The organism is Paenibacillus odorifer (assembly GCF_000758725.1).
Taxonomy (GTDB): Bacteria; Bacillota; Bacilli; order Paenibacillales; family Paenibacillaceae; genus Paenibacillus_AQ; species Paenibacillus_AQ odorifer.
Genome location: NZ_CP009428.1, coordinates 360,588 through 382,644, shown reverse-complemented (window position 1 = coordinate 382,644; position 22,057 = coordinate 360,588). Strand labels below are relative to the sequence as shown.

Annotated in this window: 22 protein-coding genes; 1 reads left to right on the top strand and 21 read right to left on the bottom strand. The window is 45.2% G+C overall.

What is annotated here, in order from left to right; translation table 11 throughout:
• Positions 1-220: 220 nt before the first annotated feature.
• The 18 genes from PODO_RS01700 to PODO_RS01615 all read right to left on the bottom strand — a co-directional run bounded on the left by PODO_RS01700 (position 221) and on the right by PODO_RS01615 (position 17,133).
• On the bottom strand, positions 221-1,321 hold the full coding sequence (locus PODO_RS01700) for a toxic anion resistance protein (protein WP_038568314.1): 1,101 nt from the start codon (positions 1,319-1,321) through the stop codon (positions 221-223).
• A gap of 11 nt (positions 1,322-1,332) precedes the next feature.
• Positions 1,333-2,049 (bottom strand): hypothetical protein, encoded by a 717-nt coding sequence (locus PODO_RS01695; RefSeq protein WP_370510591.1) that lies wholly within the window; start codon positions 2,047-2,049, stop codon positions 1,333-1,335.
• A 25-nt stretch (positions 2,050-2,074) separates the two neighbouring features.
• A complete protein-coding gene (locus tag PODO_RS01690; RefSeq protein ID WP_036687430.1) occupies positions 2,075-3,130 on the bottom strand; it encodes an ATP-grasp domain-containing protein in 1,056 nt (351 codons plus the stop codon).
• Positions 3,127-3,960, bottom strand: coding sequence for an HAD family hydrolase (locus PODO_RS01685; protein WP_038568311.1), 834 nt, complete (start codon positions 3,958-3,960; stop codon positions 3,127-3,129). The genes PODO_RS01690 and PODO_RS01685 overlap by 4 nt, the downstream gene beginning before the upstream one ends.
• Positions 3,957-5,108 carry a cysteine protease StiP family protein gene (locus PODO_RS01680; RefSeq protein ID WP_038568308.1) on the bottom strand — a complete coding sequence of 384 codons (1,152 nt, stop codon included), beginning with the start codon at positions 5,106-5,108 and terminating at the stop codon, positions 3,957-3,959. Before PODO_RS01680 ends, PODO_RS01685 begins: the two co-directional genes overlap by 4 nt.
• Complete coding sequence (locus tag PODO_RS01675; RefSeq protein WP_080742380.1) at positions 5,089-6,531, bottom strand: phosphoribosyltransferase family protein; 1,443 nt, start codon at positions 6,529-6,531, stop codon at positions 5,089-5,091. Before PODO_RS01675 ends, PODO_RS01680 begins: the two co-directional genes overlap by 20 nt.
• Positions 6,476-7,684 carry an HpcH/HpaI aldolase/citrate lyase family protein gene (locus PODO_RS01670; protein ID WP_235219550.1) on the bottom strand — a complete coding sequence of 403 codons (1,209 nt, stop codon included), beginning with the start codon at positions 7,682-7,684 and terminating at the stop codon, positions 6,476-6,478. Before PODO_RS01670 ends, PODO_RS01675 begins: the two co-directional genes overlap by 56 nt.
• Before the next feature lie 224 nt (positions 7,685-7,908).
• Positions 7,909-8,649: a TerC family protein gene (locus PODO_RS01665; protein ID WP_036687425.1), complete on the bottom strand. Its 741-nt coding sequence runs from the start codon at positions 8,647-8,649 to the stop codon at positions 7,909-7,911.
• Positions 8,650-8,676: 27 nt separating this feature from the next.
• Positions 8,677-9,957, bottom strand: coding sequence for a TerD family protein (locus PODO_RS01660; protein ID WP_038568304.1), 1,281 nt, complete (start codon positions 9,955-9,957; stop codon positions 8,677-8,679).
• Between the two features lie 133 nt (positions 9,958-10,090).
• Complete coding sequence (locus tag PODO_RS01655; RefSeq protein ID WP_036687422.1) at positions 10,091-10,672, bottom strand: TerD family protein; 582 nt, start codon at positions 10,670-10,672, stop codon at positions 10,091-10,093.
• A 56-nt stretch (positions 10,673-10,728) separates the two neighbouring features.
• The gene (locus tag PODO_RS01650) at positions 10,729-11,304 is read right to left on the bottom strand and encodes a TerD family protein (protein ID WP_036687420.1); all 576 of its coding nucleotides are present in this window, start codon (positions 11,302-11,304) and stop codon (positions 10,729-10,731) included.
• Positions 11,305-11,333: 29 nt separating this feature from the next.
• A complete protein-coding gene (locus tag PODO_RS01645) occupies positions 11,334-11,930 on the bottom strand; it encodes a TerD family protein (protein ID WP_036687418.1) in 597 nt (198 codons plus the stop codon).
• Positions 11,931-12,054: 124 nt separating this feature from the next.
• Positions 12,055-12,501, bottom strand: a complete 447-nt coding sequence (locus PODO_RS01640; protein WP_036687417.1) for a tellurite resistance TerB family protein — start codon at positions 12,499-12,501, stop codon at positions 12,055-12,057.
• A gap of 155 nt (positions 12,502-12,656) precedes the next feature.
• A complete protein-coding gene (locus PODO_RS01635; protein ID WP_038574023.1) occupies positions 12,657-13,379 on the bottom strand; it encodes an amino acid ABC transporter ATP-binding protein in 723 nt (240 codons plus the stop codon).
• Between the two features lie 10 nt (positions 13,380-13,389).
• Positions 13,390-14,040: an amino acid ABC transporter permease gene (locus PODO_RS01630; RefSeq protein ID WP_036687415.1), complete on the bottom strand. Its 651-nt coding sequence runs from the start codon at positions 14,038-14,040 to the stop codon at positions 13,390-13,392.
• Between the two features lie 93 nt (positions 14,041-14,133).
• Complete coding sequence (locus PODO_RS01625) at positions 14,134-14,943, bottom strand: transporter substrate-binding domain-containing protein (protein WP_370510592.1); 810 nt, start codon at positions 14,941-14,943, stop codon at positions 14,134-14,136.
• Between the two features lie 231 nt (positions 14,944-15,174).
• Positions 15,175-16,050, bottom strand: a complete 876-nt coding sequence (gene aguB, locus PODO_RS01620) for an N-carbamoylputrescine amidase (RefSeq protein ID WP_036687411.1) — start codon at positions 16,048-16,050, stop codon at positions 15,175-15,177.
• A 54-nt stretch (positions 16,051-16,104) separates the two neighbouring features.
• A complete protein-coding gene (locus PODO_RS01615; protein ID WP_038568299.1) occupies positions 16,105-17,133 on the bottom strand; it encodes an agmatine deiminase family protein in 1,029 nt (342 codons plus the stop codon).
• A 106-nt stretch (positions 17,134-17,239) separates the two neighbouring features.
• Here PODO_RS01615 and PODO_RS32255 point away from each other — a divergent pair, with 106 nt between their 5' ends.
• On the top strand, positions 17,240-17,659 hold the full coding sequence (locus tag PODO_RS32255; protein WP_370511394.1) for a hypothetical protein: 420 nt from the start codon (positions 17,240-17,242) through the stop codon (positions 17,657-17,659).
• 13 nt (positions 17,660-17,672) lie between these two features.
• Here PODO_RS32255 and yfcE read toward each other — a convergent pair whose 3' ends face one another.
• From yfcE to pulA, 3 genes are all read right to left on the bottom strand, one after another.
• Positions 17,673-18,221: a phosphodiesterase gene (gene yfcE / locus PODO_RS01605; protein ID WP_036687408.1), complete on the bottom strand. Its 549-nt coding sequence runs from the start codon at positions 18,219-18,221 to the stop codon at positions 17,673-17,675.
• Between the two features lie 125 nt (positions 18,222-18,346).
• Positions 18,347-19,831, bottom strand: a complete 1,485-nt coding sequence (locus tag PODO_RS01600) for a glutamate synthase subunit beta (protein ID WP_038568296.1) — start codon at positions 19,829-19,831, stop codon at positions 18,347-18,349.
• Between the two features lie 250 nt (positions 19,832-20,081).
• Positions 20,082-22,037, bottom strand: a complete 1,956-nt coding sequence (pulA, locus tag PODO_RS01595) for a type I pullulanase (protein WP_038568292.1) — start codon at positions 22,035-22,037, stop codon at positions 20,082-20,084.
• Positions 22,038-22,057 lie beyond the last annotated feature (20 nt).

The window sequence follows — 22,057 nt, the reverse complement described above, 5'->3', positions numbered from 1 at the left end:
TGCTGGCGACGATGATAAGCACGAGTATCAAACAGCCTAAAACCATAGCCTATCCCCACTTCCTCCACATGTAGTCTTGTGACAACTTATGTATGTGGATAGGGCTTTATGTTTGGCTACAGCAAACTTCATTTGATTAGACCAAAAAAAGCAGAGCAGCGAGCCCCCAGAAACGAAGGCTCACTGCTCTGCTATATTTTTACGGTCTTTTTTTAACTAATTAGTTCAAGAAACTGCTCAGTTGGCTCTCTGCTACACCTTGTTTCAGCGCCTCAGGCTTGTCCGCTTCATTGAGACCTAGACGATTGCCCAATTGGGTATTGATCGTCGTCATTTTGGATGTATAATCCTGGCAGCTCTCGATAATACGACGGTTTGACTGTTCCGAAGTGTCTAATGCGCTAAGCAGATCGCCGATCGCTTGATTCACGGCTTCCATAGACATGGAAGGTTTGGATAGAAGCTCGGTCGTTTTTTCTGTAGTCGTACGCAGCAAGCGTGCATTTTCTTTAAACTGATCTTCAATCGTCTTATTTGTTGCTTCTACAGCATTGATAACATTCTCCTGATCGGCCAGCGACATCGCAATCATTGCCGACACTGTGATCAGATTAGAGGTCTTATCAATCGCATTATTCACGGAATCGATCAGTTTATCATTATTGTCATTGATGATATCTGTAGCAGCGATCGCTTGATTGTACAATAGAATCATCTCTGTCATGGACTGAATACGAACCATCACTTTACGTAGACCACGCTCCAGATAAGCTTTACGGAACTCATTCTCAGGCTTCGCAATCTCCACCTCGAACAGCTCTTTTAGCTTATTGCCGAAGGCAATTTTGGTCTGCAGGTTATAGATCTCCTCCATAGAGGTACGTTTCAGCTGGCGCATATTTACAATACTCTCTTCGAGGGTATCCCTGCCGTCGCGTAGACCGGTAACAATCGCATCAATATTCGTGCGGACAGACTGATATTTGTACACATAGTTCTTCATCGGACTCTTCCGCAGCATTTTGCCGAAAAAGCTAACATTCTTACTCTGTTGCAGATTTTCACACTCATTCCGCAGCTTCATAATCATGTTAGGCACTTCAACACGCTTACCGGACATCAGGTCATTTACCGGACGATCCAGAAGTTTGAGGGTTTGGCCTGCTTTCTCCTGCGTCTTCACCCCAAGCTTCCCGATATCATCCATTAAAGAATCCAACGTGACTGTATCTGTTTGGGATACCTTCTCGATCAATTGTGCCGCTTCTTCGACTACCTTTTGTTCATCTTCTTTTTTTAATTGGATCAACTGCGTGGACATGGGTTTCCCTCCTATAATTCGGAACTGCTATACCGCTGATGAATCAGTTCCGCCTTCGTCTGAAGTTCCATCAGGTCTTTATGTTCGATCGTCGAAGCAATATCCGATATTTTGGAATCAACATCTCTTAGACCGTTCAGCAGCGTTCTCCGATTCTTCGTCTTTGCTTCACCACTTAGGCGCAAAAATGGGTTAATCACACCATTCAAATCCTTCAGAATCAATCTGCGGACCGTGTGATTAATATCGCCATTATTGAGCTCCTGCAGCAGCGGAATTACACGTTGAAGTCTCGCAAAAAGCGCCAGTGATTTCTCGACAATTTCATTGTCCAGTGTATCCTTCTGCCCTTCGGAGATAATCATATCTTCCAGAATGCTAAGATACTCAACTACCGGAGCAAATTCCGGTCCAATCTTCGTCGGTTCGGCCTCAGTTCTACCACTATTGCCCGGATTAAATGGTGCAGCATTATTTGCCGCACTATTTAATTGCGGAGCATTTGCAGAGGGAGCTGGAGCAATAGGTACCGTCTCTGGACCTGCTGGCAGCACCTCAGCCGGAAGGTTGGTTCTCGGACTTCTCGTTGCAAGAACCCCTACAGCAGCACCTGCTACAGGCAACAGCAAGGAGAGTAACTCAGGCAGAAAAGAGCTCGTTAATACAGCGACAACATAGCCAATACCGGCATACAGCAATATTTTCGATTTAAATTTAATTTTTCTCACCTCTTGTGAGCGAGATTGCGAACGCTCAATTCACGGGATCCGAAATTACGGATTCGCCGTTTATTTTCATAATTAGCGGCTGCTCTACATGGCTGGCAAGCACATTATCGCCGAACTCCGCAGGCTGTACCTCTCCGCCGAGTGCACTTTTGACAGCCAGGTATGGAAAGTTAATTCCAGACAGACAAGAAATATGAAGACCTCCAGACATCCGGGGGTTAATCTCCAGCAGTTTAGGAATTCCACCACTATACTTCATTTGAATATTGAAATTGAAAGGTATTTTATATACCTCTGCTACCCGAGAAGCGATCTCCTCCAGCTCCGGAATATGCTCCATCAGCCGCAGACGGCCGCCAGCTTTACGACGGGGCACAGCCGCTAACAGTCTGCCGTTCTCATCTGACAAGCAATCTATACTGTATTCATAACCTTCCAGCAATTCCATCACCATAAGTTCAGGGAATGTAGCTTCACTTCCCAGAATACGATAAGCCTCTTCGAAGGATATCAGCGGTGTTACATGACCAAACAGCTCCTGCAGAGGACTACGTGTGTTATCAATGATACGGAAGCCGAGGCCCCCCTCTGTCTCCGTAGGTTTAAAGCATACGCGATGCCCTTTGGCTACAAGATCATGATAAGCCTCTTTGAACTGCTCTGCTGTACTGACCACATGATAATCAGGAATTGTCATAATCCCGGTTTCCTTAACACTTTCGTAGAACTTACCCTTATCCATGATGGTCTCCAACAAGTCCAAATCTCTACAGACCAGAACCTTGGTACCAATCGCATCAAACATAGCAGCATGCAAAGCTATATCCAGCATATGTAACCGTGGAATAAAGATATCGATCTCATTGCGGCGACAGAAATCCACACAAAATTGAACATATTCTATTCCAGTCAGTGCCGGTTCAGTCCCAGCAACATCAGCCCCTTGAAGTGACATATGGTGAATATCTGGGTGCGTGGCGAAGATTTGTACAGGAACGCCATCCTCATTATTGCGGATGAGATTCATATAATGGTAAGCGACGGAAAACCAGCGATTGAAATAAATGTTTACCTTTTTCATAGTGGCCCAACTCCCAATACGGTTAAGTTATTATAGATCATGTTTACATACTGTAGAATTTCATCACCAGCAAAAACACCCGCTTGCTTCGTAAAGGGATACCTTGATTTTACAAGACCACTCTGCTGCTCTGCAAATATTTCTCCATGACAAGGAGCAATCGCATAGTCCGCACTTTCTAGTAAACTCTTATCCAACAAGGAATCTCCCGATGCTACCATCGGTTCTGACCGAACCGTCCGGCGTACATAAACAATCGCATCACTTTTATTTACAGCGGCAGGAACGACATATAGCTTGCGCCCTTGTAAGGATACCCGCCAGCCCAAATCGTATAATCGCTCTGCCAGATTCGTAATCTCATCCATAGGTAATAAATCACGCACTACCACAAAGGTATAGAATAAATCATCACAATACCGCTCACTAATGATCCATTCCTCGTGCACTACAGACCTAACGTGCATTCTAACTTCTTCTGCCGCAGCCGATTCATTTTGAACAAGCCTGCCCACAGAAGCTCTCCAGCTCTTATCCACTTCGCCACCAATCAGAATATTCCCGCCATTACTAGTAATCGCGTAGTCTGGAATAATCGTGTCTTGAAACAGATTAATACGCTTATACTGCGCGATTGTACGTGTTGTAACGGGCATAAAGATAATACGGGAAGTAAGCTCCATCAGATCAGCCAATGCTTTTTGGGAAATGTATGAAACCGTCTTGCCATCCACAACCTCCGCAGGAACCAGGCCCGGAGTATTCTCCGGGACACCGATTGCATTTAGGGAATAGATTAACGTTCGGTCCAAATCACTGGCATAGATCATTCCGTCTCACCTCTCAGCGGTTTAATAATCCCGCAACAGGAATAGGTGAGTCCAGGGAATACTTCTACTGGAACCCCCCTATCCTCTGCTAAGAGAATAATATGACGGAGATTTGGATTATCCATAGTATCGACAAGAATCTTCCACGGTACTCTGCGCAGCAGCACTCGGGTTGTTTCTCCGACTCCGGGCTTGACCAAATTGATGTTATCTATGCCGAACACTTCTTGAATACTCTGAATATCACGCAGCCCCTGCCATGTAATTTCTGGCGGGGATTGCTGCATCTGTTCAGCAATCCCTTGTGCTTCTTCCGCAACGGAGGAGAAATACGGGCAGATCGCCGCAATGAATACATTAGATACATCCGTATCGAGCCATTCCTTGTAGAATTTAGCCCCATGGAATTCTTCCGGACCGATTAAATCATCGCGCAGCACTGTCCGGCTCATCAGCCCTGACACCGTAGAATTGAGGCATGCACTAGGAATAAGATAATCCTCTCTAGTACCGAACGTGCCTGAACAATTCCCGGGATCAGCCAATACGGCCAGGTCATCATTTAGCCGAATGCCATATTTCTCATACAGGCTGTTGCACGCTTCAATCAATACCTGGCGAATAGCTCCTTTCCCCGTCCATCCATCGACAAACTGCAAATCAGCGTCAAGCCCGTGCTTTTGCAGAATATAGAGGATTGCGTTCTCATCAATCCCCTTGCCCCGAATGATAGAGATACTATAATGCGGCAAATCAGCATCATATCGCTCTTGGATATAACGCTTAATCAGTACACCAATTGGTGTTCCCGCTCTTGCCAAAGAGACTAACACCGTATCAAGTCCCCGTTGAGCGACAATCATCTCAGAGACTACCGCTACTGCTAGAGCGACCTTCTCCGCAGATTGCTCCAGCGTCTCGTGAAATAACTCAATATACTGCTCAGTAGGCTGATATTCCACGGGCAGCATCTCAGAGTAATGTACACCTGATTGAATGGCGGCCTCTCTTTCGTCAGTCGCCCGCTCCAGTGAAACATCACTCAGATCCTTAAGCAAAAATATAACATCTGATGGAGAATAGCTGCCTAGCGGAACCGGTTCGGCTATACTTCTGTTTAGAATTTCTTCAGTTACTGTTCCCTTCATTGGTAGGGCCTCCACTTCTTCTTTCCGAGGTCAGTACAATAAGATGCACTTTATGGCGGGCCAGTTTCTTCAGTATATCAAGCATAGGTTTCATACGTTCATGCGGTACATCACGCTCAATCAGCACAAATATATCATCGTATTGATCAGGAGCTACATTATAGATAAAGTTTGTGATCTCCGGGTCGCCGGCTGAAGGATAGGCAGCAGCACTATGCACCCCATAATCCGGTCGACGCTCAGGGTGGATTGGACTTCTAGTGGAAGACTGATAAGCAATCCCTTCCCCCATTTCCGCCGCCACTCTCATCGGAAGATACATAAATTCCCCTACGCCCATTACCAAGGCTTTCGGTCCTCTACGCAATTGCCGCAGCTGTTCAGCTATTCGCTTCACACCCTGATCAAGCCCCGGATTATCCTGCGACACAATTCCGAAACGTCCACTATATTTCATATACGGCGCTGTGTTAATCTCACCATATGAATCGATAGAGGATACCTCCAGTCGTTCCATTCCATCTGGAGCATAAGTGGTTACAACCTCACACTCTAAAGCAGCCTCTCTATCCAGCTGCTCTGTATCCTTATTAAATACTGGTGAACCTATCACTTCAATATTCCCTTGCAGCAGACATAACGACTTAATGCGAATCCCCAGCTCCTGCTCAAGATCACTATAGTGTTGAAGATTGCTGCCGCTTCTCCAGTCCAAAAGGGAGACTACCACATATTCCTCTCGCGGGAACTTTGACTGAATATCCCGAATCGTATTGATCGCGGTTTTCCCAGTCGTAATCTCGTCATCTACCAATATAATAGGCTCTGTCCCAGATAATAGTTCGGTATCCAAGGCATAACATAGATGATCAACCGCATGAGAATGTTCTTCTACAAAACTTACAACAGACTCCAAATCAGGAATATGCTCACGCGTAGTATGAATATATGATGCCTGCTCAGCAAAGATGTTGTACACACTGTGACCCAGTGCAGTTGCCGTTTCTGCGAATCCAATAAAAACCACAGGCTTGGGCAAAACCAGCTGGGCCGCTAGCAAATGTTGATAGGCTTCCTTAGCAAATTCAGGATGAATCAGCCCATGAACCGCCATATCCAATAACTCTGTCATACGATCACTGTCCACGGAATCACCGTTCATCTCCTGATATAACAGCAGCGCCAACGCTGCTCCGCTTAGAAGTGAAGTATACGGATCGACGGGGATATGCTTGCCAAGCACCTTACTGACAAACAGAAAAGTCCGCTTTTTATTAATTCGCGCCGCCATAGAGAATAAAGAATCCAGAGGCATATGAAAGGGGTTAAAGGTTTCGGTTACATTCACTTGCAGGTTCTCGACTATGTTATACGTGCGTAAATTCGTTTTCGGGTAATAATCCGACAAAATGCTGTTGTTCATGTAACACCCCGTATATTTGAGATCGTAGTAAAGTTCGTCTTGCCCAATTGAGATGGGGCTTAATTTCATTCATTTTATTAAAATATTGACTCTTAAACACGCCCAAACTGCCATCATTACTTTCTACAATGCTTAAAGCATCAACGTATTCCTCATGCATAACCGTATACATCGCCTGAACAGGTCTGAGGTGAGAAGGATGGATAATCGTCTTGCCTACAATTCCATTCTCTTTATCTAAAATAACCTCACGAATTAGCCCGTCTACACTGCTCGAAATATAGCTATTCCGCATATCACGGCCGTTTTTGCCGTAAGTATCCTCAAATGGCGTCTGCCGTAGCTGCGGCCGGAGAACTCGATGGCCTTTATTCGCAAAATACTCCCAGACGGGTCCTGAGATCACATATCCCTCTTCAACCCGCCCAAACACATTGATAATGTCCGAGATACAGTCACGAATAGGAGTAAGATCATAAATACTAACATCAGGACTGCGACGCAGTCCGAACAGACTGGAGAAATCCGTTGCCCCAATTCTAACGTTTAGGACAAGTTCACGGTAATTACGGAGTAAATCACGGATAGATAGCAGACTGTCCACTCGACTTTCCCGATAAATAATAGGTGCAGTTTCCAAGATTGGCATCCCGTAAAGCACAGGATCATTATAACCACGCGTATTGTTGTACTCAGCTAACGTTTCAAAATATTGAATTCCATTGTCCACAGAGAACTTAGGAAAAACAAACCCTGTTAACATCGTTACCAAGGATCCCAAGCGGAAAATCATTTGCCGGAGTTGGTCCGGGTTACGTACTCGTATAAAAAGAAGCGGGAGGCTGTTTGCCGAATCCAGCTCATTTTCTGCGTAAGCAGCTAGATAAATAAGATGCTGGATAATAGACTCCTCTGCATTGTCAACCTGGTCATCTCCGATTGCGTCCTCCAGATCTATAATAACCGTCACCAGACCTGCATTCTTGAGCTTAATGATGTCTTCTGCAACACTTGCACGGGTAGCCGGCATATAGAGGGCAGCGCCGACAGCGTAGGCTAGCAGTTCCTTGTTCGTGGTATGATCAAATGAGATAGGCGGAGTGTAAAACAAAGAGTTTTCTTGTTCTTTCGTCAGGTAATCGAAGTATCTCAAATCGGTTCCCCCTTATAGTTTTGCGAAGCCAAGCAAAACAAGCGTAGACCTCTCCTCATAGAGAGTGTCAGAACCGGCAATACTGTCCCTTGGGATGGCATCTTGGCTCTCTCAAATATAAGTGAAGGCCTACGCTATAACATATACGATTACCTGAAAGAAGCAGGCGTTTCTATTCTTGCATGATCGGCTCCGACTTCTCTATGGTGCAATTACTTTTTTAATCATGCACTTTTGTGGGCATCTTTTTTCTTACGTCTAGCACTGTAGAGGATCGTACCCACGAATACCGCTATAAGGATTGTAAAGAATACGACATGCGGCAATTCAAAGCCAAAAGCACCCGCTAGCATCTTACCCGCAATAATGGCGATAAGCAGGAACGCTGCCTGTTCCAATTCAGGGAATTTATCAATAAGCTTCAAGAATACCTGCGCCACTCCGCGCATCATCAGAACTCCTAATATACCACCCATAAAGAGAACCCAAACCTGATCGCTAAGTCCAAATGCAGCAATGACACTGTCAATACTGAAAGCAATATCCATTAATTCAACAAGGAGAACCGTCTTCCAAAAAGAAGTGCCTTTATTCTCCGTATGCTCTTCGCCACTGCCCTTAAATAAACCTTTATATGCGATATAAAAGAGATACAGTGCACCAAGAACCTTAACCAAAGTAAACTTAATAAGAAATGTCCCTAGTCCAATGGCCAGGAATCTGAACAAATAAGCCCCTAAGATACCGTAGAAAAGTGCCTTTTTCTGCTGCTCCTTAGGTAGATGCTTAACCATAACGGCAAGCACAAGCGCATTATCTGCAGAGAGCAAACCTTCTAGTAGAATTAAGCTTCCGATAATCCCCCAGCTCACAGGATCAGAGAGCGTGCCTACTACATCACTCCATGAGAAAAAATGCCCGTAATTCTCACTAATATTTCTAAAAAAATCTGCGAACCAATCCATTACACTTTGCGCCTCCGGTAAAATCGATTATTTGCTGCCCGCAACCCAGCGCAGCCCCCATCCATAGGCTTCATCCATCTCACGATGACCACTGTAATATTGCACCAGCCGTTCAACACTAAATGTTTCATTGCTTACATTCCGGAATAACGCAATGGCACACATCCCTTTTCGGTTGTTATGCTCGTCCAAATTTACAATGATATCAGGTCCTCCGCCTTGTTTGATGGTGACAACCCCATCGGCCTCCGACCAGTTGGTTACCCCTTTATAAATAAAGGAAAACACTAGAATGCGTTCAATCTCGGAAATTTTGATACCATTTATACGCAAATTCTCACCAGTAGTTACGGAGCCTGTACGATCATCCCCATCAAGCATGACATAAGGAGGTTGATTTAAGGAGCCAAAGGCATTGCCTAACGCTTGTACCACTCCTTTACTGCCATTCTTCAGTTCATACAGACAAGCAAGATCTAGATCTACGCCATTTTTACGACTAAAGAGTCCGCCCTGTTTCTGGTTCCAGTTGAGATTAATCAACACTTCCCCTAAATCACCACTGGCTGATTTTTTCAAATTGATGGAATCGCCTTTTTTCTTCAGCTCGATTTTCTTCAAGTTGAGATTTATTGGCGAAGGCGGAGGTGTGGGTGGAGGGCTCTCTTCACGTTTCACTGGCTGCGCAGGCGGCGTTGCGAAGATTTGTGGTGGAATCTGCGGCTTAACCTCCGGCTGTGGAGCAGCAGGAGCAGGCTCCTCATTCGCTTCAATACCAAAGTTGCTGCATATCTCTTTCAAACCTCCGGCAAACCCCGCTGCAATGGCACTGAACTTCCATTCACTGTTATATCTATATAATTCCCCTACCACAATGGCCGTTTCCACGGAGAAAAGATTGTCGAGATCACATCGGAGCAGTTCCGCACCTGTTACTTGATTCAGAATCCGAAAATAGGCCTGACTTACTTGCCCAAAACTTTGACCCCTTTTCTCCCCATCATAGATGGTAAGTGTAAAGGCAATCTTCATCACATCGGAAGGAATCTTATCCAATTGAACTTCGAATTGCTTGCGGTCATTGAATCCTGGCACATCCTTATACCTAATATAAGAAGTGGCTGGATTATTATAAAATATTAAATCCTCGTCTTTACTTACCTTACCCTCTGATCCAAGCAGGAAAGCAGAGCTATCAATCTCCAGAGCAGCCGGAGCATTCCAGCCGATTTCTACGATTATAGAATGAAGTCCAGCATTGCCTTTGGTCAGATCAGCTTTTTGCCCTTTGACTACGTTAACACTCATTCTTACGCCACCTTTATAAATGGAGTAAACCAACCCATAATTTTGTAAAAAAGAACCCCACAAAGTGGAGTCTGTACTGCTCTAAATATTTAGAAAAAGGGCAGGATCGGTAATGACCCCGCCCACTTGGATGCTATTGCGCGTCCAGTCCATAGTTTCTGCATAAAGCGCTTAGACCGCCGGCAAAGCCACTTCCAATCGCCTGGAACTTCCAATCCGCACCATTGCGGTAGAACTCACAGAATACAACAGCTGTTTCAGTTGAGAAGTCTTCACCCAGATCAAAGCGAAGCACTTCACGATCATTAGAAGCATCTACCACACGTACAAAGGCATTGGAGACTTGTCCAAAGTTTTGTGCCCGAGTTTCGTAATCATAGATCGTTACCGTTATTCCGATGCGCTGAATATGAGCAGGGATTTTGCTGAAGTCAACAACAATCTGCTCATCATCTCCGTCCCCCTCACCCGTACGGTTATCCCCCGTATGAGTCAAAGAACCTGCGCCACCCGAGGGATTATTGTAGAATACAAAATCATCGGAGCCCTTGGCTTTACCATCTTCATGCAGTAGAAAGGCTGAAGCATCAAGGTCAAAATCTTGGCCGCCGCTATACTTATTAGTATCCCAGCCCAATCCTACTACTACCTTAGTCAAACCCGGATTAGTCTTGGTAAGATCAATCCGTTGTCCTTTAGAGAGACTGATCGTCACTGACAAAACCTTCCTTCATTATTCATTTGGTTCATCTTTGGCATATACAACGAAATTTATTGCAGGCCGTAGTCGCGAGTCAAACCGCTCAAGCCGTCTTTATAGCCGCTGCCGATGGCATTGAACTTCCACTCTGCACCATTACGATACAGTTCGCCTACAACAACACCAGTTTCAATAGAGAAATCCTCACCGAGGTCGAAACGAATCAGCTCTTCATTGTTCAGATCGTTTACGATACGTACATAAGAACGGGAAACTTGTCCGAAGTTTTGACTTCTTGCTTCAGCATCATAAATTGTAATAGTAAAAGCTACTTTGTCTACATCAGCAGGGATGTTCTGAAGATCCACTTGAACCTGCTCATCATCACCATCGCCTTCACCTGTACGGTTATCGCCGGTATGAACAACAGAAGCATTTTCATTTTGCTTGTTATTGAAAAAAATAAAGTTTGTTTCTTTATCAACTTTACCACTAGCATTGGTCAAAAAGACGGATACGTCCAAATCGAAATCTTTTCCGCCGTCATATTTATTAGTGTCCCAACCAAGACCTACTGTGATTTTGGATAGACCTGGGTTTGTTTTCGTTAAATCGATCTTTTGACCTTTGGATAGATTAATTGCCATGATTACATACCTCTTTTCTTATATTTGGATTATACGTAGCGTTCTGCAAGTTGATTGATATGAGCGGCGTGGCTGCCTTCACCAATTGCAGCGAATTTCCATTCCCCACCTTGGCGGTAAAGCTCTCCACAAATAAGTGCCGTAAAACCTGTGTAGTTGTCTGATAAGTTAAATTTAATCAACTCATTATTCCCGGCAGCATTCATTACCCGAATATACGCTGATTTGATCATTCCAAAATCCTGTTTGCGATTCACTGCATCGTAAATGTTAACGACAACCAGAACCTTGTGAACATCGGCAGGAATGGCTTTCAAATTAACCATGATTTGCTCGTCATCTCCGTCGCCTTCACCCGTCAGATTATCTCCGGAATGAATAACCGAGTTGCAAGGACTTTGCTTGTTGTGGAAGCAGATCAGGTTACCCTTCTTAGTTAGCTTACCTTCCTCATTTAATAGCAGTGCTGAGGCATCACAGTCGACATTCGCCTGTTTCTTGACTCCAAAGAATCCCCGCGAGGCTTCAATCGGATCCCAGCCTAAGCCCACAATTACATTGGACAAGCCCGCATTACCTTTAGTCAAATCAATCTTTTGACCTTTTACCAGATTAATTCCAGCCAAATCAACGTACCTCCGTTTCCGATAAAAATCATTATCTGTTAGTCTAGCTTTTAGGTGTTATATCAGTGATACGATAAAGATTAAATTACGTTTCAACGAACTTTCATCTATGACTCCACCTAATTTATAAACTGAATTCGCTAGGGTTTAATCCCAAGACGCTACAAATATTCCGCACAACTGCTTTTTCATAGTCATCAAAATCGCCATCGGCCGATCCAATTGCCGAGCATACGCCCACGATTAAACGTCCTGCATCTGGTTTGCCGCTAAACTTTGCGATGGCCTTCAAAGCCTCTTGTTTCCCTATTTCCGGTGAGAATTCGAAGTTGCTTACATAATAGTTAAATTGAGCAATGACATCTCTCATGTCAAATACCTTCAATTCATTACTCATATTCATATAGCCGGCCATTTTATTTTTCTCTGCTTCTTCTATTTTACCGTCAGCCGCAGCCACCAAAGCGCAGCCCGCAACTACAGCATTCATAAAATCTTTATTTTTGAATTTTTTCACTTGATCTGTTAGTCCGCTTTTGGTTGTGTTTAACCAGTTTTTAAATGTGCTCATCGTATTCTCCCTCTATCACTGCAAGATTATGATAACAAAAGATATCCCCAGAGCCTCCTCTCCACGTTCCGACAGATTTTGCATATAAATCCCTGAAATAACCGTTACTCTTCTAATATACCTGATAAAATAACAAGATTCTACTTTCCACAAAATTACAGCACCTTTGATAGAAAGGAGCGTGTCCGTTCTTGCACAGGATTTCCGAACAGCTGCTCCGGACTTCCTTCCTCCACAATCTCACCTTGTTCCATAAACAGCACACGATCTCCCACCTCACGTGCAAAGCCCATTTCATGCGTCACCACGACCATCGTCATCCCCTCACGGGCCAGCTCCTTCATCACCGCCAGCACTTCCCCCACCATCTCCGGGTCAAGCGCTGAGGTTGGTTCGTCAAAGAGCATAATTTGGGGCTCCATAGCCAGCGCCCTTGCAATTGCTACCCGCTGAGCCTGCCCCCCAGACAATGAGGCTGGATACATCTCTGCTTTTTCACTTAGACCTACTTTTTGCAGCAGCTCCAGCGCTTTTTGCCGCGCTTTATCCGGAGACCATTTACGCACCTGAACCGGTGCCAGCATAACGTTCTCTATAACCTTCATATGAGGAAATAAATTAAACTGCTGAAACACCATCCCAAGCTCTGTACGGATATCGTTAATCTTCGTACTCGCCGCCATCAAAGAAGTGCCTTCAATTACAATCTCGCCCCCCTGCGGCTGCTCCAGTAAATTAAGGCAACGCAAAAAGGTGGATTTACCCGATCCGGACGGCCCAATAACCACCACTACCTCCTGACTGAAAATATCGATACTTATGTCGGCCAGCACCGTATTTGTTCCAAATGATTTATGTAAGTTCCGTACTGAAATCATAGGCTCCATCCTATTTCAGCCTCCGTTCAACGTAATTCAGCAGCTTGCTAAGAGAATAGGTAAGAATGAAATAAATAAGTGCCGCTGTCAAATAAGGCTCCCATATCCGCAAATATTGCCCTTTCATCGTGTTGGTCCAATACATTATTTCCGGTGCAGCCACCAAAGCCAGAAGAGAGGAGTCTTTCACAAGCACAATAAACTCGTTACCAAAAGCCGGAACCATCCGTTTGATCGCTTGCGGTAAAATAATAAATCTCATCGCTTGCCGATTAGTCATCCCCAGTGAAATAGCGGCTTCCCGTTGCCCACGATCAACCGACTGAATGCCCGCCCGAAAAATCTCAGCCGAATAAGCAGCCGAATTAAGCGACAGAGCGACAAACGCAGTGATTAGGGCGTTGGTTTTGCCGTAAAGCGGGGGAATCACTCCAAAGTGAACAATCAGAATCTGCACATACAGTGGTGTTCCCCGAAAAAAGTTGATATATGAATGAAAAGGCCAGCGCAAATACCATTTAGGAGCCATTTTGCCAAATCCGATCCCCAGTCCCAAAATAGAACCAAATAAAATAGAAACTACAGAAATACCGATAGTCAGCAATGTCCCTTTTAAAAGGACGGGCAAATAATGAATAATAATGTCCATTCTAAAATCCATAGGACTCTCCCCTTCTCTTCTTTATGTCATCTCTCTTTAAAAAAATAAGCATGCGCAATAGCTATCATTACGCATGCTTATTAGGTTCTTTCCTTATTTTGCGTTCAATAAGCTATCCAGGTTAGGTTCTTCGCCGAACCAAGTTTTGTAGATTTCCGTGTACTTTCCGTTTTCCAATACCTTCTTAATAGCCGGATCCAGTTTCGCTTTTAACTCACTGCCCTTAGGGTAAAGAATGCCGTAATATTCCGCTCCGAAGTTCTCCGTATCTACAATCCCCACCAGCTTCTGCTTAGGATTGTTTTTCATGTATTCACGTACAATGGCAATATCCGCTACGACCGCATCGGCTCCGCCGCCATTCAGTTCCATCAATGCCACCGCATTGCTGTCAAAACGTTTCAAGTTAGGGTTGTCGACGCCCATTATTCCGCTCATCAGGTCGTCTGCAGTTGTGGCCCCTTGTATTGCAACTACTTTATCTTTAAGATCAAGTGCATTTTTGATGTCGCTGCCTTCTTTAACCATGATCATATTGGTAGATTCGAAATAAGGGATGGAGTAGTCATAGGTTTCTTTACGTTCATCCGTAATGGATACTGAAGACAGCCCTGCTTGATACTCCGTTCCCTGCTTCACACTTTGAAGCATCGTTTCCCAGCCTGTGTTCGTTACGTCATAGTCTATTCCCGCTTCTTCCATAACTGCCTTAATAAAATCGATGTCGAATCCTTTGATTTTATCCGTGTCCATGTACTCCATAGGAGCGTAGCTGGCATCACTGGCAAACTTAATTTTCTCTGCCGGGGATTCGTTACCAGCTTTACTGTTATTTGCTCCACAACCTACCAATCCAACCACCACCAATGCGATAAAAACTGACATTAAAGCGCGACTTTTTATTGTCATATCTCCATACCCCCTATTTTTGGAAATAACTTAAAGAGATTTTAACAGATTAAAGGATTCATGACAATTAACTTTTCTATTTTATGTAAGGTTATATAACATAATATTATTATTTTATAAGTTTTATACGTACATCACTCTCAAAAAATTACCATCAAACACAAAAAGGCACTGCCAGAGATTGTATTCTCCCTAGCAATGCCTTTAGATTTAACCTTAAACCTATTAAAGTGTGATATCTCCATCATAAGAACCGATCAATTTATACAAATCCGGCCGGCGGTCACGGAAGATTCCCCACTCGATCCGTCCAACTTCCAAAGCATCCAGATCGAATTCGCTTACCAGCACGGTTTGCTCATCACGTCCAGCCTCAACGATTTTATTGCCCTGAGGACCTGCAATGAATGATGAACCGTAGAAATTAATGCTCGAATCCTCATCAATTTCTTCACCAATACGGTTGGAAGCCACGACTGGAATAAGATTAGCAGCTGCATGTCCAAGCATACAGGTCTGCCAATGATCCTTGGAATCGATCGATCCATCCTGCGGTTCAGAACCAATAGCCGTTGGATAGAACAGAATTTCTGCTCCCATCAGGCTCATTACTCTAGCCGCTTCTGGATACCATTGATCCCAGCAGATACCTACGCCAATCTTGGCATAACGAGTGTTCCATACCTTAAAGCCAGTATCTCCCGGATTAAAGTAGAACTTCTCTTCATAACCTGGGCCATCTGGAATATGACTCTTGCGGTATTTACCAAGCACCGTTCCATCAGCATCGATTACAGCAAGTGAATTGTAACGCGCGTAATTCTTTTTCTCATAAAAACTAATTGGCAGCACCACTTGCAGCTCCTTGGCTACTGCTTTGAAATGATTAATCGCCTTGTTATGCTCAAGCTCTGTTGCGTATGCGTAATAATCAGCTTTCTCTTTTTGACAGAAATACGGAGTCTCAAACAGCTCCTGCAGCAAAATTATTTGCGCACCCTGTGCTGCCGCTTCTCTGACCAATGTCTCGGCTTTGCTGATATTCTCATCAATATTGCTGGAACAACTCATTTGTGTCGCAGCTACTTTTACATTTCTCAAGAATCTGTCCTCCTTGTATATAAATGTCCCTTTGGACGTTTAGTTTCCTTCAAATTATTGCTGTGCAGGCATTTGCTGCGTAGTGCAATGTACATTCCCGCCTTCGGTGATAACGGCCATTCCGTTAACTGTACGAATCTTGCGATCCGGGAACAAACCAGCGAGCACTTTCTCAGCAAGTGTATCCGTTTCTGTTGCGGTGCCGCCAAACACAGGCAAGATAATTCCGCCGTTCACGAAATAAAAGTTCAAATAACTGAGCGTCAGACGACTGCCGTCATGATCGACCCGTGGTGGCTGCTGAATCTTGATAATCTCCAGCTTACGCCCTTTGGCATCTGTAGCGTTCTCCAGAATACGCAGATTTTCTTGCGTAATCTCATAGTTCTCATCCTGCGGGTCCTCACAGACCTGGATAATAACTTTGCCTGGTGCAGCAAAACAAGCAATATTATCAACGTGACCATCGGTTTCATCGCCGCTAAGGCCACGTCTCAGCCAGATAATAGCTTCTGTACCTGTATAGTTCCGCACGTACTCTTCGATCTCTTCGCGCTTCAGCTCCGGGTTGCGGTTTAGGTTAAGCAGACACTCTTCTGTAGTAAGCAAAGTGCCTTCTCCATCCGTATGAATCGAGCCACCCTCCATCACAAGCGGTGCATCAAAACGGGTGATCTGTGCATGCTCCAGAATCTGCGGAGCCACTTCGTCATCCAGATCCCAAGGTGAATATTTACCGCCCCAAGCATTAAACTTCCAGTTCACACCTGCCATTTGTCCTTCTTTATTAACAATAAAGGTAGGTCCGTTATCACGCAGCCAAGCATCGCTATGCGCAATAGGCAGCAGCGTTACATTCGGTCCGCCGACCAGATGTTCTACCCGCTCCACGTCCTCCGGGTTCACAATGACCGTGATCGGTTCAAACTCGGCGATGGCTGTGATAATGTCAGCATAACCTTGACACACTGACTCGTGGTTGTCCGGGAAACACATAGATTCCTGCACCGGCCAGGAGATAAAAGTACGTTCATGCTTGCCCCATTCCGGTGGCATTGTATAGTTCAAATCTTTAGGATTCATGTGTTAACTACCTTTACTAATATATTTGGAGCCATTCCTGCCCTTAAAACTCCTTCCTCATCATACAATAATATGTTCTAGTGCTCAATTCCCTGGGACATTAATAATGTTGGAAGGAATTTTTTTGTTCGCAGCCCCCATTTTACAGTTAAAAAGTTTAAGTTTCATCCGTTACAACGAAGCTAACAGAACCCAATTCCCCAAAAAGCTCACTGAATTCATACACGGTAACGCTGTTGCTGACGTTGTCCAATCCCATGACAATTATTTTTTCCTTGGCGTATTCAGCGCATCTGGCGTCCTTCTGTCTCATAGCAGCTCCAATATGCCGTTTCTAGTTAGCGGCGTCTTTCTGGGTTCCGCATTATGGTGGATGGGTTTGACAGGGAGCACCGCTTTGTTCAGAAACAACATAATGTCAGGACGTTCGAAACAGCTCTTGTTCAACAAACTATCCGGATTGGTAATGTTGTCTTTCGGCATTGTCGCCCTTATTCAATCTCTCAATCTTCAGGAGTTCCTTTAAACGATCCCTCTCACTATACGGTAATCTTTTTTACCACATTGCCTTCAAAATCCTTAACGATAAATTCCCCGCCCTCTAGAACAGCATAGGAATTAGGATTATTCTCTTTAGGCAGCGATATGGAGCCGGGGTTCAGCACGTACACTCCCTCCTTTACATCGGCAACTGGTATATGGGTATGTCCCTGAATAAAAATATCCTTCTCGGAAAGCGCCGGCAAATGCTCAATGCTAAAGCCATGACCATGTGTAGCGTAAATCCGTTTGCCTTCGTGCAAAAGCATTACATAATCGCCCATCATCGGGAATTCCAGCAGCATTTGATCTACCTCGGCGTCACAGTTTCCACGCACTGCGGTTATCGGCTTGTTTTTGTTATATACGTTAAGCTTATTAGCAACCTCTTGTGGGTTATAGTCCTTCGGCAGCGGATTTCTTGGACCATGATATAGGAAGTCTCCTAGAATAATAAGACTGTCCGGCTGCTCTTCTTCTACCTTTTCCAAAGCCCGTTCCAGCCAAAATAAAGATCCGTGAATGTCGGAAATAAACATTAACTTCATCATGTATTCTCCTTTTCAACTTAACTTAAGTAAATATGCGCTTAGACAATAATCTTAACCTTGAACATACCACAACGCAAAGCAGACGTTCCCAAAGGAACGCCCTGCTCGCTATATCTTAACACTCACGGCAAATTCGAGGATCCCATCAAAAAGCGGTCTACTTCGCGCGCAGTCTGACGCCCTTCGTCAATAGCCCATACTACAAGGCTTTGCCCGCGCCGCATATCACCTGCTGTGAACACACCTTCTACATTGGTTGCTTGTGCTCCGAACTCTGCTTTGGCGTTCCCCCGCTCATCGCGTTCCACCCCAAGCTCGCCCAGTACAGTTTCTTCAGGCCCTGTGAATCCCAAAGCCAGCAATACCAGCTGCGCTTGCAGGGTCTCCTCACTGCCCGGCACTTCGACCGGTACCATTCGTCCCTGTTCATTACTTCTCCATTCAATGCGCACTGTACGCAGCACCTGCACTTGCCCGCCCTCATCGCCGACAAACCGTTTCGTCGAAACCAGATAACGGCGTGGATCTTCTTTATACAGTGAAGCGGCCTCATGCTGACCATAGTCCACTTTAAGCACCTTTGGCCATTCCGGCCAAGGATTGTTAGGCTGACGAGTCAGCGGCGCCTGTGGCATAATCTCGAGCTGAGTTACACTGCGGCAGCCGTGGCGGATTGAGGTGGCCACACAGTCTGTTCCAGTATCCCCACCGCCGATTACAACTACATCCTTACCTGCTGCAGATAAATACTCGCCATCTGCAAGCCCTGAATCCAGTAGGCTCTTTGTATTCAGCGTTAAAAACTCCATAGCTTGATGAATCCCACGCAGATCACGTCCTTCTATCGGAAGATCACGTGCCTGTGTAGATCCACCGCACAGTACCACAGCATCATGCTCTGCCTTGAGCTGTGAAGCTGGGAGATCTCGGCCGATCTCTGTTCGAGTTACGAAGGTAATACCCTCAGCCGCAAGCAGATCCACCCGGCGCTGCACAGTCTTTTTATCCAGCTTCATGTTGGGAATACCATAGGTAAGCAGACCGCCAATCCGGTCCGCCCGTTCATACACAGTCACCGTATGTCCAGCCTTATTAAGCTGTGCCGCACAGGCAAGGCCTGCCGGACCTGAACCCACTACAGCAACCTTCTTACCCGTGCGATGAAGTGGCGGCTCAGGCACAATCCAGCCTTCTGCAAAACCTCTATCTACAATTGACTTCTCAATAGATTTAATGGTGACAGGTTTGCCGTTCATCCCTACCGTACAAGAGCCTTCACAAGGAGCAGGACAGACACGGCCTGTAAATTCAGGGAAGTTGTTTGTCTTATGCAGACGTTTTAGCGCTATCTCCCAATTTCCACGATAGACCATATCGTTCCATTCAGGAATCAAGTTGTGCAAAGGGCAGCCGGAAGCCATACCAGACAACAGACGTCCTACATGACAGAATGGCGTACCGCAATCCATACAACGTGCCCCTTGCTCGCGCAGCTTTTCTTCATCCATAGGAATCGAAAATTCATTCCAATTCTTAATTCGCTCCAATGCCTCACACTCGGAGGGTGTCTGTCGTTCAAACTCTAAAAATCCGGTTGCTTTCCCCATCTCTTTCATCCTCTCTACCAAAGAAAAGTACTCTCTGTCACTTTCTGCTGTTATGCCACTCTAAAGCGCCAAAGTAAATGCCTTAATATTAGCATCCTAGATCTTTAACGAAAATGAGTAATGTCACCTTTTTATGTAAAATAAAAGCATCCTTTCAAAAGAAAGTTCCGCGCAAAAAAGCACACAGCGCACTGTACTCATTGAGCACAATACTCCGTATGCTTTTGACGAATTATCTATAACAAACCATCTAGTTCACCGTCAGCACTACCATTCCAATCCCACTTACATTTAGCTTATTACCCGTCAGATTCTGCACAAGATCGGCTCCAAAAACCGTTTTCCATGCCCCGAGCTGTGGCAGAACCAAAGTCGTCTGTTCAACATTAGCATTAAAAAGCACATAGATATGCTTCGCCGCATCTCCTCCAGCATGGCCACGCAGCGTATAAGCTACCGAGCTTACCGGTGCTTTTTCAAATACTAGATGATTCCGAATGTCATCTGCCGTTCGCATACGGAAAGCCGGATGCGCTTTTCGCAAGGCAATTAGCTGCTTCAGATAAACCACATCGTCTTGATGAGCAGCGCACAGTTCCCAATCCAATTGGTTGATCTTCACCGAGGATTTATAGCTGTTCTCCACCCCGTTTTTCGTGCGCATAAATTCCTGACCCGCATGGACAAAGGGGATTCCCTGACTCATGAACACTATCGCAGAAGCTAATCTATGCATAGATTGGCGCTGTTTGTCCGTCTCCCCTTGTGTGGACAGTAATATTTTATCCCATAACGTATGATTATCATGACATTCCACATAATTGACGGTTTGCTGAGGCTCCACGGCAAATTGTCCAATGCCTGGGGCAAAAGCAATGCCTCCCGCGACCCCGGCCTTTATCGCAAGCTCCAGACCCATCATTCCGCTGATGAAGCCCGGTTGATCATGCAGAAAGATATTCCCTTTAATTGCATCCCGGAAATCATCATTAAAATGTCCGATTCCCGGCAAAAGCGCCGCATTCTTCTGATGGGCAAGCCGCTCCATCGGCAACTCTGTCCCCATCATCCAACCTTCACCAATCGTCATGATGGACGGGTCAATCCCATCCAGACGACGCCGGATTTCCTCCATCGTGTCGAGATCAATCAAGCCCATCAGATCAAAACGAAAACCATCGATATGGTATTCTTTGGCCCAATAAACTACGGATTCCACAATGAAGCTGGACATCATCAATCGTTCCGAAGCCACGTCATTCCCGCAGCCAGAGCCATCCGACAGGCTTCCGTCTTGCTTGTAACGCAAATAATAGCCGGGAACCAGCTTGGTAAAATTCACGCGGTAGCCATCGTACACATGGTTGTAAACCACATCCATAATGACGCGGAGGCCCCGATCATGAAGTGCTTGAATCATTGTTTTTAGTTCACGGATACGCACTCCAGGCACATAAGGATCTGTAGCATAGGAACCTTCTGGCACATTATAATTCTTCGGATCATAACCCCAGTTATAATGCGGTTCATCCAACCTCGTCTCATCTACACTCTCTGTAGAATAATCATAAACAGGCAATAGCTGCACATGGGTTACACCGAGGTTCGCGATATGATCGAGTCCAGTGAGAATACCCTCCGGTCCGCGGGTCCCTTCTTCCGCCAAAGCAAGATATTGTCCTTTATGGGTCATACCACTTGCTGGATGGATAGATAAGTCACGCAAATGAAGCTCATAAATGATGGCATCTACAGGATCATCCAGGAGTGGTTTATCTTCCGTCCACCGCTCAGGATCTGTTTTGCGTAAATCTAAAATAGCTCCCCTATCACCGTTCACTCCTACAGCACGTGCATAAGGATCAGCCGCCTCATTCCACTGTTCTCCAAGACGTACTCGGTAGGTATAGAACTTGCCATCTAAATCACCGTCAACTGTAATTCTCCACGTGCCCCGGATATCACGGATCATAGAATACTTACACTCGGCTGCTCCCTGCCATGAATTATAAAGTACCAGCTCCGCTTCTTGAGCGGTGGGCGCCCACAAACAAAAAGCTGAACTACCCGGTGAGTACGTTAGGCCAAGATCGTCCCCATCATAGCTGAATAACTGATCAAACTCCTGAGCAAACACGGAAATCCCTCTAGTAGCCGCAGGGTCCCCATAATAAATGGGTTCCTTCATTTCCCTTTGTACGGACAAAGCACCTATCCCCTTTTCCA